Annotated in this window: 12 protein-coding genes; 3 read left to right on the top strand and 9 right to left on the bottom strand. The window is 56.3% G+C overall.

Annotated elements, in window-relative coordinates:
- The first annotated feature begins 485 nt into the window (after positions 1-485).
- Positions 486-1,634 carry a toll/interleukin-1 receptor domain-containing protein gene (locus tag ACZ5CE_RS06905; protein ID WP_464577212.1) on the top strand — a complete coding sequence of 383 codons (1,149 nt, stop codon included), beginning with the start codon at positions 486-488 and terminating at the stop codon, positions 1,632-1,634.
- Positions 1,631-5,521: a WD40 repeat domain-containing protein gene (locus ACZ5CE_RS06900; protein WP_464577210.1), complete on the top strand. Its 3,891-nt coding sequence runs from the start codon at positions 1,631-1,633 to the stop codon at positions 5,519-5,521. Before ACZ5CE_RS06905 ends, ACZ5CE_RS06900 begins: the two co-directional genes overlap by 4 nt.
- A 303-nt stretch (positions 5,522-5,824) precedes the next feature.
- On the opposite strand, the gene ACZ5CE_RS06895 is transcribed toward ACZ5CE_RS06900, so the two are convergent.
- On the bottom strand, positions 5,825-6,088 hold the full coding sequence (locus tag ACZ5CE_RS06895; protein ID WP_464577208.1) for a hypothetical protein: 264 nt from the start codon (positions 6,086-6,088) through the stop codon (positions 5,825-5,827).
- A gap of 6 nt (positions 6,089-6,094) precedes the next feature.
- Positions 6,095-6,226, bottom strand: coding sequence for a hypothetical protein (locus ACZ5CE_RS06890; protein ID WP_464577206.1), 132 nt, complete (start codon positions 6,224-6,226; stop codon positions 6,095-6,097).
- A gap of 612 nt (positions 6,227-6,838) precedes the next feature.
- Between ACZ5CE_RS06890 and tcmP the strand changes: the two genes are divergently transcribed.
- Positions 6,839-7,666, top strand: a complete 828-nt coding sequence (gene tcmP / locus ACZ5CE_RS06885) for a three-Cys-motif partner protein TcmP (RefSeq protein ID WP_464577205.1) — start codon at positions 6,839-6,841, stop codon at positions 7,664-7,666.
- A 222-nt stretch (positions 7,667-7,888) separates the two neighbouring features.
- On the opposite strand, the gene ACZ5CE_RS06880 is transcribed toward tcmP, so the two are convergent.
- From ACZ5CE_RS06880 to ACZ5CE_RS06850, 7 genes are all read right to left on the bottom strand, one after another.
- The gene (locus ACZ5CE_RS06880) at positions 7,889-8,356 is read right to left on the bottom strand and encodes a DUF4231 domain-containing protein (RefSeq protein ID WP_464577203.1); all 468 of its coding nucleotides are present in this window, start codon (positions 8,354-8,356) and stop codon (positions 7,889-7,891) included.
- A gap of 46 nt (positions 8,357-8,402) precedes the next feature.
- The gene (locus tag ACZ5CE_RS06875; RefSeq protein ID WP_464577202.1) at positions 8,403-9,143 is read right to left on the bottom strand and encodes a hypothetical protein; all 741 of its coding nucleotides are present in this window, start codon (positions 9,141-9,143) and stop codon (positions 8,403-8,405) included.
- A gap of 275 nt (positions 9,144-9,418) precedes the next feature.
- Positions 9,419-10,537, bottom strand: a complete 1,119-nt coding sequence (locus tag ACZ5CE_RS06870; protein WP_464577201.1) for an ABC transporter permease — start codon at positions 10,535-10,537, stop codon at positions 9,419-9,421.
- A gap of 4 nt (positions 10,538-10,541) precedes the next feature.
- The gene (locus ACZ5CE_RS06865; RefSeq protein WP_464577199.1) at positions 10,542-11,852 is read right to left on the bottom strand and encodes an ABC transporter permease; all 1,311 of its coding nucleotides are present in this window, start codon (positions 11,850-11,852) and stop codon (positions 10,542-10,544) included.
- Positions 11,849-13,711 (bottom strand): ATP-binding cassette domain-containing protein, encoded by a 1,863-nt coding sequence (locus ACZ5CE_RS06860; protein WP_464577197.1) that lies wholly within the window; start codon positions 13,709-13,711, stop codon positions 11,849-11,851. Before ACZ5CE_RS06860 ends, ACZ5CE_RS06865 begins: the two co-directional genes overlap by 4 nt.
- Before the next feature lie 4 nt (positions 13,712-13,715).
- Positions 13,716-14,798 (bottom strand): HlyD family secretion protein, encoded by a 1,083-nt coding sequence (locus ACZ5CE_RS06855; RefSeq protein WP_464577195.1) that lies wholly within the window; start codon positions 14,796-14,798, stop codon positions 13,716-13,718.
- Positions 14,799-14,827: 29 nt separating this feature from the next.
- Positions 14,828-15,247 carry a hypothetical protein gene (locus ACZ5CE_RS06850; protein WP_464577194.1) on the bottom strand — a complete coding sequence of 140 codons (420 nt, stop codon included), beginning with the start codon at positions 15,245-15,247 and terminating at the stop codon, positions 14,828-14,830.
- Positions 15,248-15,254 lie beyond the last annotated feature (7 nt).

Here is a 15,254-nt window from a genome sequence, read left to right as displayed (position 1 = left end):
AGCGCGGATGAGCTTCAATCTGAATCCGGCAGTTGACCGCTCATTTCCAATGCAGAACCATGATCCACAAAGATTTTACGTCGTACTCGACATTTATCTAATATGGCGGATTCGCTACAGGGCGGCTTCAGGTTGAAGCGGTCGCGTTCAAGCAGTGACTGCTGGATAATGGCTGGACGACGCATTCATCGGCCTTGCAGACGGCATGGACAGATGGGAGGAAAATCCCGGGCAAGAGGATCAGGGGGAGAAAGGATATGATGGAAGAATTATGGTGGAATATATTGATGAACAAGATGCGGGAAAATACGGTCATCCCGATCATCGGTCCTCGGCTGCTTGTCGGACCCGACGGCCAGACTTCATTGCAGGCACAGGTTGCCACTCGCTTATTGCACGATTGCGGCAAGGATGCCGGCGGGATACAGCTGCCGCCATTCCGCGAACTGAATGAGGCGGTGTCACTGTTAAAGGGTCAGGTCCCAATGGACGACCTTTATGATTTTGTAAACAACGCCATCAACAGTGTTACCAAAGACGCTGACATACCGGAGCCTCTCCATCAGTTGGCGCAGATCACGGACTTTCGCCTCTTCGTAACACTCACCATAGACGAGCTTCTTTCACAAAGCCTGAAACAGCACCGTACCGCGGTAAATGAAATCATTCATTCGCTAACCGGCGAACTACCAAGAGAATTACCGGGCGATTGGCGTCAAAGGCGGGAAGAAGCCCAGCTCTTCTACCTTTTTGGCAAGACGCGGGCAGCGCCCATGTTTGCCATTCATGATGAAGATATGCTGGAATACGCTCACGATCTCATTGTCAACGGTGAAAAAACTCATAAAAGATTTCTGGATGAATTGCGGTCTAATAATTTACTGCTGATCGGTTGCAATTTTCCCGAATGGCTAAGCCGGTTCTTCCTTCGCGCTGCCAACCGAACACGGTTATCTGGAAGTGACAGTCTTAGAAAAGCATGGTTAATCGAGCAGCCGCAACCAGAGGAAGGTTTCACCTGCTTTCTCAATAGCTATGGCGGCGGCACAAAGATCATTTCAGATATATCGCCAGTCGAGTTTGTCGCTGAATTACACCGTCGCTGGACACAAAAATATGGCGGTAGCAAAACAACCGCCGATCTCGTCGCGAACCCGGTTATCCCCCGCAAGCCGACATTTTTTATCAGCTATTGCCGGCGTACGGATCAGTTCAGCGCCGAGAAACTATACAAGGCGCTTCTCGACATGACGGCCAGCGAGGGCGATGTGTGGTTCGATCATGATTCCATTGAGCCTGGAGATGATTTTCCAGAGCGTATTCGGGACGGCATTCTCAACTGCCACTATTTTCTGCCCCTCATCTCGCATAAGGCCGACGCTCTGGATGAGGCATATTTCTATCGGGAATGGGGAGAGGCAAGTGAAAGAAAGAAAGCAATTCGAGGCAGGCCGTTCATCATCCCGATAATCGTGGATCAGGACTTTCAACCCACAGCTTATCATCGCGTTCCGTTTGATTGGACGGACATCCAGGATTTCGCCCACGCGCCCGAAGGGCAACCAGACGACAAACTCAGGAAGAGGCTAACGGATCTGTTGCGTGATGTTCGGCGTGAAGGCAGATTGTCATGACTATGCCAGACAGGAATGACAGCGTTTCCGCATCCAGTGCTTCCGGATCTTCCGATTCGGAAGCCCTTGCATTGAATTTGCAAAATCCCTGGCCAGGTCCAGCCGCCTACGACGAAGCTTCGAAGGATTTCTTTCATGGCCGCGGCGAAGAGGCCCAGGAACTCCTCCGGCTCATTCGGCTGGCACCGCTAACGGTCGTGTATGGAAAGTCAGGCTTGGGTAAAACTTCACTCCTGCAGGCCGGGCTTTATCCCTTGCTGAGGGCCGAGCACTGTCTTCCCGTTCACCTGCGCTTGAATTTCTCCAATGAAAGTACTGCTGCGCCATTTGCACAAGCGATGCAGCGGCTCATGGAGGAGCTCGATGCTGCAAAGGCGGAATATCCCGCGCCAGCGAATGATGAAGGCCTGTGGGAATTTTTGCACCGCAAGGATATGGAGGTGTGGAGCACGGATAATTTTCCCTTAACGCCGGTACTTGTATTCGATCAGTTTGAAGAACTGTTTTCGCGTAGTGGCGGCAATGTCGAACTGATAAAGCAGGTCTTCGATGGCCTTGCCAACCTGGTCGAGAATCGCATTCCCGAAAAAATTGCGAACGACATAACCGGGATCCTCCGGCCGCGGCTGAACCTCCAATCCCAGCACTATCGCATCGTTCTGTCATTCCGCGAAGATTACTTGCCCGACATCCGGACATGGGAACAAAAGATACCCTCGTTACTGCGTAATTATTTACGGCTGGAGCCGATGTCGCGCGCATGTGCAATCGAGGCGGTGGAGCGCTCTGGTCGCGCTGTGCTCGACAAGGATGCGGCAGAGAGCATTGTCGATTTCGTGGGAAAACTCGATCACCTGCCAGAAGCTGCTGGCACATCCAGTATGGTCATCGAGCCTGTGCTCCTGAGCTTATGCTGCTCTCAGTTGAATCGGCGCCGAACAGCCGGCGGCTTGATCGATAAGGAACTCGTCCTGAATGTGGGTCAAAATATTCTCGATAATTTTTACCAGGATGCTCTCAATGATCCGGAAGTAAAAGGTCCGCCGGATGCGGCTCTTTTTATCGAAAACCACCTGATCCAGGGCGACCACTTCCGCGGCGACTATCCCAGGGATGAAGCGCTTACTGAACATAAACTGACTCCCAGACAGCTGTCCGCACTCACTGACCGGCATCGGCTGCTGCGAATCGCTCACCATATGGATACCGCACGGGTGGAATTGATACACGATCGGCTGGTATCCGTGGTCCGGAAGACGCGAGATGAACGCAGGATGAAGGAGCAACAACTGGAGCAGGAGCGCCTAGCCACAAAGGCTCAAGCCGAGCGCGACGAAGAACATGCCCGCGGCGAAGAATTGCGGCGCCAGCGAGACCTGGCCCATCGAAGCCTCAAAGTTGCCCGGCATCGGCGAAATCTTGCAGTGGGCGCGGCTGTTTTAAGTATTCTCCTTTTCGGGTGGGGATGGCAGCAAAAAAACGAAGCTGAAAGGGAGAAGCAGAGAACCGAGGAGGCGACGCAGAAGACCGAGGAAGCGATGCAGAAGGCCGAGAAGGCGCAGCAGGGTATGGCTACTGCCATCGCCACATCTCGCCTCGCCGAAGGGCGATCGAACCTGCCCGTTGGCTCGGAGCCATTTAAAGAAATCCTGTCTCAGGGACTTGCAGCCTATCGTTTGAGCGAAAAGGGAATATTGCCAATCAAAGCAGAAAGCCTGGTACTTCTTCACACCCTTTTGGATATCTACAGTTATTTACGCAAGTTCTTGAGCCTGACTGGCTCAACACCCACGCCGGCGCTTTCTTACAGCCCTGACGGCCAAATACTCGCGGTCGGTGGCGAGGATGGGATGATCCGCCTGATCGACACGAAAGATTTTAGTGAAACCGGCAAATTGGATTGTAAGCAGCCGCCTACGGAATCGGTGTGGACGCTCGCATACAATAGCGACGGCACCCGGCTGGCGGCGGGATACGCCCGCATCGATGGAGAAACAGGGCGCGGTCTCGTCTGTGTGTTCGATGTGACACAGCGCCGGATTGTGCAAAAATGGTCCAGCCAGGATCTCTGGGGCAAACCCAGTAATATCACAAGCGTGGCCTATGGCGGGAAACCTCGAGCCGAATTCGTGATCTCGGGCGGAAGCGACAGGATGCTGCGGAAACTCAACGTCTCAAGCGGCGCGATGCAATACATCTCTCATGCACAGGAGGTTGTAGCGGTGGCGGCAAGCTCCGACGGCCGTTGGGTCGCGTCGGGGGGCGAGGATGCGATTGTCAGGGTATGGAACGTAGCGGACTTCGATCAAGCCAATCCGCAGCCCAGGGAATTTAAAGGGCATGATGCATTGATCGAGCGGCTCGTATTCCCTTCTTTCAGCAACTCCATACTCTTATCGACCGGCGATGATGGACGCATCATAGGCTGGAATGTCGAGGAACGCTGCCGTATCCTGCAGACGAAAAGCCAGGATGTAAAGATAAACGATATTGCCGCTGATCGAGGCGGATTCATAGCCGCTGCGGGCGCAGATGGCAGCATACTGCTTTTTAAGGTAGGTTATCACCATCATTGCGGAGGTGGATCGCAAGCGGCTTCTTCTCCTCCCGAGTTTGATTTGATCACGGATGGGAGGTTGGGAAAGCACGGCGGCATGGCTCTCGGAGTGGTATTTAACCCGGAAGGCGATCAAATGGCATCTGCAGGACAGGACGGATCGATACGTATCTGGGGCGAAAAAACTCCCGGTTTCTCATTTGCCCAGCTGGAGTTGGCGCTCGACTCATCACTGCCTGCGGCGGGCCGCGGCAACATAACAGCTATTGCCATAAGTCCCAATGGCGAGCTGATCGCTGCTGGTGATCAAAACGGCAACGTTTATCTCTGGCAGCGGCCGGCGATAAGCCCCCTGCCCGTATCTCTGCCACCGCTTTCGATTTGGCCTGCCCATACAGGAGCAGTCCACGGTCTGGCTTATGTCCAGGCCGGGAATCGGCCGATTCTCGTTTCGGGTGGCGACGATGGTGTGGTCAAGCGCTGGGATACAACTTATAACGCCATCGATATGAAAGACAATGCGGGCCCCATTCGCTCAATCGCAGTGTCACCCGATGGTAAAACGCTTGTAGCGGGCAGCAAGGATGGCACGGTACGCCTTTGGGATGCTGCGACTGGAGAACGTCAAGGAAAATTCGATGCGCCATCGGAGAACGAGCTGTATGCGGTCGGCTTCAGTAATGATGGAAAATATATTGCGGTTGGGGATTTTTCTATAGGTATACGCATACTGGATATTGAAACACCTGGTTCTGAATGGATATTGACGGGACACTCAGACTCGGTCATGTCTCTTTCCCGAAGCGAATCGCAATGGCTGCTTTCAGCCGGACGGGATGGAAGCGTACTTGAATGGGAGTCCTCAGCCCTGGCAAAGTCTCGAAGCTCCGCCCTGAAGAAGTGGGATGATTTTAATCTTCGCCTGGGGTTCATGAATTCCGTGAAACTGACTTCCATAGGCACCAGCAGGGATGGCAAGTTAATCCTCACGGGTGGAAGCGATGGACAAGTTCAATTATGGGATGGCGTCGAATACGTCAGGATTGGTGAACGCTTTTCTGGCCATGAAAACAGGAAAATTAGCGCGGTGGCGCTTGCACCCGACGGGAGCTTCTTCGTAACTGCCGATGCTCCGAACATAACTGCCGATGCTCCGAACATAACTGCCGATACTTCGAATATTCTGGTCTGGCCTGGGCCAGCCCGCTGGGCCGAAATCCTCTGTTCGAAAATTGTGCGGAACATGAGTGATAACCAATGGCGCGAGCGGATGCCACAGCAGATTGATTATGTGGAGCAATGCCCAAATTTGCCGAGCAAATCACAGTAAGTTTGCACTACTTGAGGAAGCGCTGAATAAATCTCTGCTGGCGCGGCGGCGGCTTTGCGGGATGGGATGCGCGAAAGGCGACGACGCGAATGGTGCGACCGCGCAGGGCGGAGCAGTGTCTTCCGAAAGGAAGATGCGACCCCGTAGCGGGATGCTGGCGCCCCATATGTACATTGGCGCACTCTAAGCCCGCTGCCCGATCCCCGCTTCGCGGGGGCCCCTCGGGCCACGCTCCGGGGAGCCATGGCGCAGCACTCGTTGGCATCGTAGTCCCGGCTACGACCTGCGTCGCGCGCCTTATGATCATCCCGATTTTACCAGCAACGCGCTCAGTGAGAATTTGTTCAGCGCTTCCTTAATATCCTCTTCTCCCACCTGGAAGCGTTGATGGATTTTCCTGTCCCGGAGATCGCCCGGATGCATTGGAACCTGCCATACCGGGCGGTCCCTTTTTACTTGGGGAAACTGCCCCGCCTGGCGCGCTAGCGGCGCCGCCCAATCCGGGCATACCGCTCGACATGCCGCCGCCTTCGTTACCACCGCGCGATCGCTCTCCCGTAGCTGCACCAGCGGCTACACCAGCTCCGGCAGCTCCACCACCAGCGATGGTTCCGCCAATAGCAGCCCCGCCGGAAGCAACACCAGCATCAGCAGCGCGAGGGGTTCCACCGGCACCGGTGGCTGCTTGCGAGTAAGCAAAAACAACCAATCCGCATATCAAACCTGCGAGTAATGTCATCCTGGGTATTCCATCCGAGATAGCCTGATCACTCATGGTTTCCTCCAATATATTTAATCTGATAAGCTCGCATCACCACAGCGCTTTCTCCTTGACATGGTATCGCTTCCTTAACGAAAAGCCCGGTGCGGCATACACCGAGCTAAAAGGCACTCTGTACGGTAAGGCACCTTGTATAGGGTTAAGTTGTATTAGCTCAGCAATTCTAATATCTGCTTTTGAATCTGTCACACAGGCGACATGTCACTGTGGCAGTATGATTGTGCCCTGTACCCTTGCAGGGCCAGGTATCCGATTTTAATCCCTTTCGGATACTGATGCTCCCGCTGATATTCATACCAACGGGAACTCCTCCTTCAACCCGCTTCGGCGGGTTTTCTTTCTTTCCCCTCTCCCTCATTCGAGGGTATTTTGATCCATAAAAAATGTAGTGTGGTGAGATAATAAAGATTCCGGGTTGCCGCTCGTGGTGACGGGTTGACCGGGCGTGAACCGCTATGACCAGCATAACAACGGGAAGCATTTATTGATGCCGGCTTGACGATTTTTTGTGAGTAACAAGAAAATACGTAAAAACGATGAACCTAATTAAGGGAGACGATGGGCATCTGGCCAATGATGATATAGATGAGTGGGCAAAAGAAAAGCATATGTACTTGTTGCGATACCTTGAAATCTCGCAAGCGGCCAGAAGGCAATTTATCGGAGAACACCAAGGTGGGGCGGCTTATTTCGACCTCTTCTGCGCAACAGGAAAATCACGAATAAAAACAACAGGAGAGTGGATAGATGGCAGTGCTATAGCAGCTTGGAAAGCTAGCGTGCAAAGCAAAGCGCCTTTCTCTGGCGTGTATATATCGGATGTTGATGAAGAAAGTCTCGCTGCCTGCACTGCCCGGCTGAAAAAACTCGGTGCGCCAGTTTTCCCCATTCACGCTTCCGCGACCGTAGCTGCGAAAAAGATGGCGTCAGCTGTAAATCCTTGTGGCCTTCATCTCGCATTTGTTGATCCATACAATCTCATATCGCTCGATTTTCGACTGATCAAAGCGCTATCCGCACTGCGTCACATTGACCTTTTAATTCATTGCAGCGCCATGGATTTTCAACGAAATCTCGATATGAATCTCATATCGGAAAATTCTGATTTTGATGCCTTAGCTCCTGGATGGCGAGAAAATGTCGACACAACGGGTTCACGCGGTAAAATCCGCGAAAACATATACGAATATTGGAAGCAAAAAGTAGCGGACTTGGGATTTTTTACTTCGACAGATCAGAAACTTGTTACCGGAATAAAGAACCAGCCGCTTTATCGCTTGCTGGTCGCCAGTCGGTATCCATTGGCAAATAAGTTTTGGTCAGTTGCGGTAAATCCTCAGGGGCAGGGTGAACTAGGATTCTAAGGAAGCGCTGAATAAATCTCCGCTGGCGCGGCGGTGGTTTTGCGGGATGGGATGCGCGAAAGGCGACGACGCGAATGGTTGATTCCCTTCGCCAGGAGCCTGACAAGGCAGACCGCTCGCAAAGCCCCGCCCCATAAGGGTTGCAGTAAAATCGGGTAACTGTCAGATGAAGTCGCGACTACTACAAATCATTGGATTGCGGGCTGCTTTGGTGCGCGCACATCAACCCGCTTCGCTATTTCCTGTTGTGTCTTTTTGTCTTTCTTTAAATACCTGGGACCACGCCGCATTCTCTTTCGACATTGCGGATTCGGCTGTCGCTACCAGCAGGTGAAATGCATTGTCTCCATCATAAGGGGCACTCTGGGTAAGATATAAATATTTTTCATGTTTCAAGGTTTCGGCTGTCGCCCGGTATTCAACCCAGTTTTCCTGAAATTTATACAGTGTGACCAGACCCGCAATTAGCGCTATGGCAACGGCCATTACTCCCGTGAGAAGCTTGAGCATGTCACTGTCCCCGGCGATATGGCTGACCAGAAACGGCAGGGTGACTGAAAAAAGAATCTCGAGAGCGCGTAGCCTTTTGTACCACATCTGATTCCATGAACTTTTGTCGTCATACCATTTGATCTGGTCATCGAGCCGTTCCTGAAGATATTCCTCTGAAGTCATCGCATATTGCTCCATTGTTTTTCTTGAATTTTCTGCTGTGCCACGCGGTATTTCATGAAACCTAAAGTATCGGAATATCCTCCGCCACGCCTTCGAGATTGACTACCTCATAGGCAAGCTCCGCTCCGGATGGATGGATTACCCGCCCCCTGCTTCGTATTTTTATCCCTATGGTTTGAAACGCCTGCCGCGCCTGGCCGCGGAGATGAACGGGTGGCAGGAGCAGCGCGAAATCGAGGCCGCCAGCATCGGCGTTGGGTTGTAGCACCACGGAAACAAGCAAACCGAGAATATTCTGTTCCTGGCCAATCTCTTCCCCGCGAAATACAAAATGCCCTTCCGGGCCCTGGTACTCGAGACGGGCATTCGCTGCTGCTTCCACCTCTTCTTCCCCCAGAGAATCGAACGTGCACGGATAATATTCGATCCGGGTAGCGCCGCCGTAATCGTCCAGGATAAAACGATTGGGCTGGCGGTCGGGCCTGTCCAGATCCAGCTGCGCCGTCTTCGCATTTTGGGACGCGCGAACACGCACACCCTTCACCCCTTCGGGCAGCTCTTCCCAGGTGTAGATGGCCTGAATGGAAGAGACGATCTGAGGTGCTGGACCCGTGGGAGGATCGGCAACGAAATCGAAATCGTGGATTCCGTCTGGCGGCGGCTGGATAAAGACATGAGGCTGGAGCTTCGGATCGGTCCAGCCCCCGGTCGAGACGGTTCCCACGGCGGTGATGCGCAATTTCGGTGGGAAGCTTTCCAGGAGTGCAAGATGGACTTCGGTTATTTCGCGAATTTTCTCCATGGCTTTCTCCCACTGTTATTGGCTGCTATTGGCTGTTATTTACCGCTTGCACCGTGCCGTTCCGTTCAAAATCCGGATTCCGCATTGCGGAGGAGATTTCTCTTCCTCCCGGAGCAAATATCAGGAAATGCGTACCAACGCTGCGCTTGACTCCGCTATCCTTGACCCGCATCCATCTGATTTATAGTTCAGCGAATCGAAAAAGCAAATGGAAGCGGAGAGATGATGCAGGCTTCCGGTTTCGCCGTTATCTGCCACATGGCATTGATGCATTACTAAAGAAGGCGATGGCGAAACAGCCAGGCCGCCAGCGGCAGGGTGATCGCCGAAATGATCAGCAGGGGAATCAGGTCGTGGATGACCGTAAGCAGCCCCACTCCCTCCAGATAGACGCGCTGCACCAGGTCGATGGCAAAGCGCAGCGGATTGATCAGGGTGGCGATCTGCAGGAATTCCGGCATGTTGCGAACCGGGGTGGCCAGTCCGGAAAGCAGGATCAGTGGCATGATCAGCATGAAAGTGTACAGCATGGCCTGCTGCATGTTTGCCGAAACCGCCGAGATCGACAGCCCCAGCCCCACGCTGGCCACGGTAAACAGGGTCAGCCCGGTATAGAGCGTGACGAGCGACCCTGCCATGGGTATCCTGAACCAGAATAGCGCGACCATCATGACGATGGTCGATTGCGTCAGGCCGATCATGATGGAGGGGATGGCTTTGCCTATCATCACTTCCATCGGGGAAAACGGCGTCACCAGCAGTTGATCGAAAGTGCCGTTTTCACGTTCGCGCGCGACCGACAAGGCAGACAGCATCAGCGTCTGAATCATGCTGAGCGAGGCGATCAACCCGGGCAGCAGGTTCCAGCGGGTTTCGAGGTTGGGATTGTACCAGGCGCGCGATTCGACGGTGATCTGCGGCAGGGGCGGCGCCGCGCCGCTCTGCAGCGTGGCGTTATACCCTTCGATGATGCCGCCGATATAGGCCGCGGCAGATCCCGCGGTATTGGAGTTGCGCGCATCCAGGATCAATTGTACCGGCGCCATCCCGCCTTCATTCAATTGCTGCTCGAATCGCTGCCCGATCTGGACCACGACCAGGGCCTTTCCCGCATCGATCACATCCGCAATCTCCTTCTGGGTCCGCAGGGTGGCGGCGCGATGGAACACCCCGCTTCCATCCAGGCGGGCTACGAGCTCGGCCGCATGGATTCCCCCGCTCTGGTCCAGCAGGGCATAGGGCACGTTCGTCAGGTCGTAAGTCGCGGCATAACCGAACAGGAAGCTTTCGACCAGGGAGGGAACGATGAGGATTACCCGATTGGCCGGATCCTTGAAGATGGCGAGCAGTTCTTTACGGCACAGGCTGGCAATGCGGCGCAGGAAATCGAGCACGGCGTCAATCCAGTCTCTTGCGCGTGACCAGGCGCGCCAGCGCAAGCAACGATATGGCGTACGTGGCAAGAATGGCGCAATTCTTGAAGATGAGCGGCCAGACGTTGCCTGCCAGATACAGTGTCCTGATCAATTCCATGAAATAAGTCGCGGGGAGCGCCTTGCCGATCCACTGGATGACCACCGGGACGTTGCGCAGATCGAACATGAATCCGGATAGCATCAGCGCAGGCATGAAGCTGGACAGCAGTGCGACCTGGCTTGCGAGGAACTGGTTGCGGGTCACTGACGAAATCAGCAAGCCTATTCCCAGCGCCACCAGCAGGTAAAGCATCGAACTGCCCAGCAGAATCAGAAGCGACCCGTACATCGGCACCTCAAACAGGAACTGCGCAGCCACCAGACACATCCCCAGACCGAGCATCCCCATCAGAAAGTACGGAATGATCTTCGCCAGCAGAATTTCATTGGGCCGCACCGGCGAAACGAACAAGGCTTCCAGCGTGCCGCGCTCCCACTCGCGCGCCATGACCATCGCTGTCAGGAAGGCGCCCACCAGCGTCATGATCAGCACGATCAGCCCCGGCACGAGGTACCAGGTGCTGGTGTTGGCCGCATTGAACCACATGCGCTCCACCGGCACTACCATCCCGGTGCGGGAAGCCGCCGCTGCGGCCGGCTCCGCCATTCGTCCCCTTTCGGCCTGGCGCTGCGTCCATTGGCTTAGCGCGAGGTTGAGATAACTGCGGATGATGAGCGCCCGGCTGGCCTCGGTTCCATGCACCAGCACCTGGAGGCGCGCATCGCCAGCAGCCAGGTCGCGGGAAAAATCGCTCGGCACACGCACGATGGCGTCCACTTTGCGTTCCAGCATCAGGCGCTCGGCATCGTGCATGGAAATCACCACCACTGGCGAGATATAAGGGGAAAGCTCAATACCCGCGATGACGTCCACTGCCATGGGCGAGGGATCTTCCAGCACAACCGCTACCGGCGCGTTCCTGACATCGAGGGAGAGGCCGAAGCCAAAAATAAGGATCAGCACGAGAGGCAGGCCGATGCCAATAGCAAGGCTGCCGGGATCGCGCAGCAACTGGCGGATCTCCTTGCGGGTGAGTGAAGCCAGGCGCGGCCAGAATCCCGACAATCCTCCCGGCCTTCCTGTCCCTCGCGATCCTCCCTCCCCTCCCTCCCGTTTCCGGCTCGCCGATTCCGGCGGGTTGCCGGGCGGCTTTGGCAAAGACAACGCTCCATTGGACTTGCCATAGGACTTGCTACCGGGCCTGCCATCGAGTTTGCTATCGGACTTGTTCACCGGGCCGCTTCCCTTCGGGGAGTTTCGGCAGGGGTGCGCCGTGCCCGCTCGACAATGCCGATAAAAGCTTCTTCCATGTCCAGATGGTTGCCTTCTCCTCCCGCCTGCACCCTGACTTCTCGCGGCGTACCCAGCGCCAGCAGCTTCCCCGCATCCTGGATGACGATGCGGTCGCAATACTCGGCTTCTTCCATGAAATGGGTCGTGATGACGATCGTCGTGCCCACTTCCGACAGCGCCGTGATGCGCCGCCAGAATTCCCGGCGCTTCATCGGGTCGGTGCCGCTGGTGGGCTCGTCGAGGAAAAGGATCTCGGGTTCGTGCAGCAGGCCCACAGCCATTGCCAGCCGCTGCTTAAAGCCGCCGGGCAACTGCCCGCTCGGGGATTTTTCTCTGCCCTGGAGATCGAATTGCTGCATCACGATGGCGATGCGTTCGCGCAGCCGCGAGCCATGCAACCCGTAGGCGCTGCCGAAGAACTCCAGATTTTCCATCACGGAGAGATCGCTGTAGAGGGAAAACCTTTGCGAAACATAACCTATCTTGCGCCGTGCTGCGGCCCGCGCGCGCAGCAGATTGACGCCGGCCACCTGGAGAAAGCCGCCGCTTGCCGGCAGCAAGCCGCAAAGCATGCGGAATGTGGTGGTCTTGCCCGCTCCGTTTGGCCCCAGCAGGCCGAAGATTTCCCCCCGCCGCACCGAGAAGGAGACGTGGTCGACCGCGGTAAAATTTCCGAACCTGCGCACCAGGTCACGCACTTCTATGACGACTTCATCCACTTTTTCCCTGCCCTCGGGTTCATCTTCCGCGGCCATCCGCTCCGGCCCTGCCACTACTTGCGTCCCTTCCACCCTTTCCATTTTTTCCATTCTTTCCCCGGTTCCGGATTCCGCGTGCGCACCAAGCCGGTCCATGTCCTGCTGCTTGCGCAGCAACACCATGAATCCATCTTCCAGCCGCGCTTCCACCTCCGTTACCGGCGTGCTTTCCAGCAAAGCATCCAGATGCCGCTGATCCGCCGCGGGCTGCCGCACAAAATGGACCACCCCTCCATGCGGCACCGCATCGATAATGCTTCTGGCATCATCGAACAGGCGCGATTGCAGGATGCGCGGCGGCTGGCCCGGCGGGGGCGCCGCATCGAAGCACAGGCCCCGTGCGCGCTGGCGAATTTCCTCCGGCGTGCCTTCCGCCAGCACCTTGCCCTCGTTCAGCACAAAGACGTGGGCGCAATGCTCTGCTTCTCCCAGGAAAGCAGTCGTAACCAGAACGGTCAAATGCTCCTCGTCGATCATTTGCTGGACGATATCCCACAACTCGCGGCGCGATAACGGATCGACCCCCACTGTGGGCTCATCCAGCAGCAACAGTTCCGGCGAGCGCACCAGGGTGCAGGCCAGCCCCAGCTTCTGCTTCATGCCGCCGGACAATTTGCCCGTGAGGCGGCCGGTAAAGGAGGCCAGGCCCGTCATCTGGAGCAACCGGGCGTAACGCGCAGCACGCGCGCTGGCAGGCACGCCATGCAGATCGGCATAAAGATCGAGGTTCTCCTGGACGCTGAGATCTTCATAGAGGCCGAAGCGTTGCGGCATGTATCCGATCCTGTCCTGGATGGTTTGCGGGTCGAGCGCGACATTGATGCCCAGGACCTCGAGCTGGCCTTCATCGACTTTCAGCAATCCGGCTATCATTCGCAGCAATGTCGTCTTTCCCGCGCCATCCGGGCCCACCAGGGCGGTTAGCGTGCCGGAAGACAAGCGCAGCGAGACATCCGTTACCGCATGGATGATTTTCCCGGTTTCCTTCGCCAAAAAACGCTTGTGAACAGCGCTGGCGACGAGCGCCGCCGCTTTGCTCATCGTTTCACCCATCGCCCGGAGGCTGCCGTGAACCGGCGTTATCCTTCAGGGAAATATACACGGTGGCGGGCATGCCCAGGCGAAGCCGGTTGGCCGCGTCCTCGACGAAGATGCGGACTTCATAAACCAGGCTGGTGCGCAGCTCCTCGGTCTGCACGGTTTTGGGGGTGAATTCGGCCATGGAGGAAATAAATCCCACCCACCCCGCTATGGATTCGCCTGGGTGGCTGTCAGTCGTGACGCGCGCGCTCATGCCCGGCTTGATGCGCCCCAGATCGACCTCGGACACGTAAGCGCGCACCCATTTTGGGTCCGTTATCGCCAGGGCGTAGACCGCCCGTTGCGGGGAAGCCATATCTCCGGGTTCGAGCAGGCGCGAGCGCACCACGGCATCGATCGGCGCCTGCAACTCGTAAAGGCTGAGCTGGTGCCTGAGGAGGGCAAGATCCGACTGGGACACCAGCAACTGCGCCTCGGCCTGGGCGATGTCCTCCTGGCGGGGGCCGATGAGCGCCAGTTGCAGCGCTTTTTTCTGGTTCTCCAGTTGCGCCAGGGCTGCCCGCTTCCGCGAGCGGGCGTTATCCAGATCCTGCCGGCTGACCGCCTCGCCCGATTCCTGCTCGATATTCTGCAGACGCTCGAACTGTTGCGAAGCAAAATCCGCATCCGCCTGCGCGGCAGCCACTTGAGCCCGTGCCTGGGCCACCTCTTCCGGCCGCGTACCGTTCTTCAGCCGCAGCAAGGCCTGCTCCTGCACCTCGATTTGCGCCACCGCCTGGGCAATCTGCAGTGTCAAAGTGCGGGTGTCCAGGGTTGCCAGCACCTGCCCGGCCTTTACCCGGTCGCCTTCCTGGACACGCATTTCCGCTACCCGCTCGCTGCCGTTGAAAGCCAGCGAAACCTGGCGGATATCGACATTGCCATACAGCACCAGCGTATCCGCGTCTTTCCGCTCCTGGGTGAAATACCACCCTGCCAGCAGGGCGGCCGCGATTGCGAATCCCGCAGCGGCCAGGATAAGCCGTTTATTCCGGAGCGGCTGAACCGTCGCGTCGGGTGAAGCGGTATCCTTGTCCGCCGGCATCATCGGGCAGCGTCGAAACGATTAGTCATCCATCAGTCATCCGAACCGGCGGAAGAGAAGATTGCCGCCACCGCATCCTCCAGCGATACCACCGCAACCGGAAGCGCGGCGACATTGCCGGACGTGATCGCCCCGGCGAAGAGAATCAGTGCGGATGCCAGATCCAGCGCCTGCTTGAAAACGGCGATACGTCCGATCGCCGTTTTTGCGTGTTTCACGCTGGATTGGAGGCGTGCCAGGGCAGGCTCGCTATCGGCCAGGACCACGCCTATCGCCGCGGTATACATGGCGGATGCGCTGTTCAGAAGCGCGATTTCCCGCTCATCCAGTTCATCCCATTCACGCCGTGTAAGGCTTCCCTGATGCCCTACGCGCCATTCTCCCAATGCCACCGCGGTATCGCGAAGCAGGTTGCCCAGCTCGAAAGCCTCATCCGCACTCAGAGGTTCCATGATACTT

The sequence above is a fragment of the Nitrosospira sp. TNL200 genome (genome assembly GCF_055386305.1).
This window is presented reverse-complemented; position numbering and strand designations above follow the sequence as displayed.

Bases quoted from the DNA above. Each gene is read 5' to 3' on its own strand.
- ACZ5CE_RS06850 (WP_464577194.1), bottom strand. From the start codon at position 15,247: ATGGAACCTCTGAGTGCGGATGAGGCTTTCGAGCTGGGCAACCTGCTT.
- ACZ5CE_RS06905 (WP_464577212.1), top strand. From the start codon at position 486: ATGGACGACCTTTATGATTTTGTAAACAACGCCATCAACAGTGTTACC.
- ACZ5CE_RS06855 (WP_464577195.1), bottom strand. From the start codon at position 14,798: ATGATGCCGGCGGACAAGGATACCGCTTCACCCGACGCGACGGTTCAG.
- tcmP (WP_464577205.1), top strand. From the start codon at position 6,839: ATGAACCTAATTAAGGGAGACGATGGGCATCTGGCCAATGATGATATA.
- ACZ5CE_RS06900 (WP_464577210.1), top strand. From the start codon at position 1,631: ATGACTATGCCAGACAGGAATGACAGCGTTTCCGCATCCAGTGCTTCC.
- ACZ5CE_RS06880 (WP_464577203.1), bottom strand. From the start codon at position 8,356: ATGGAGCAATATGCGATGACTTCAGAGGAATATCTTCAGGAACGGCTC.
- ACZ5CE_RS06860 (WP_464577197.1), bottom strand. From the start codon at position 13,711: ATGAGCAAAGCGGCGGCGCTCGTCGCCAGCGCTGTTCACAAGCGTTTT.
- ACZ5CE_RS06875 (WP_464577202.1), bottom strand. From the start codon at position 9,143: ATGGAGAAAATTCGCGAAATAACCGAAGTCCATCTTGCACTCCTGGAA.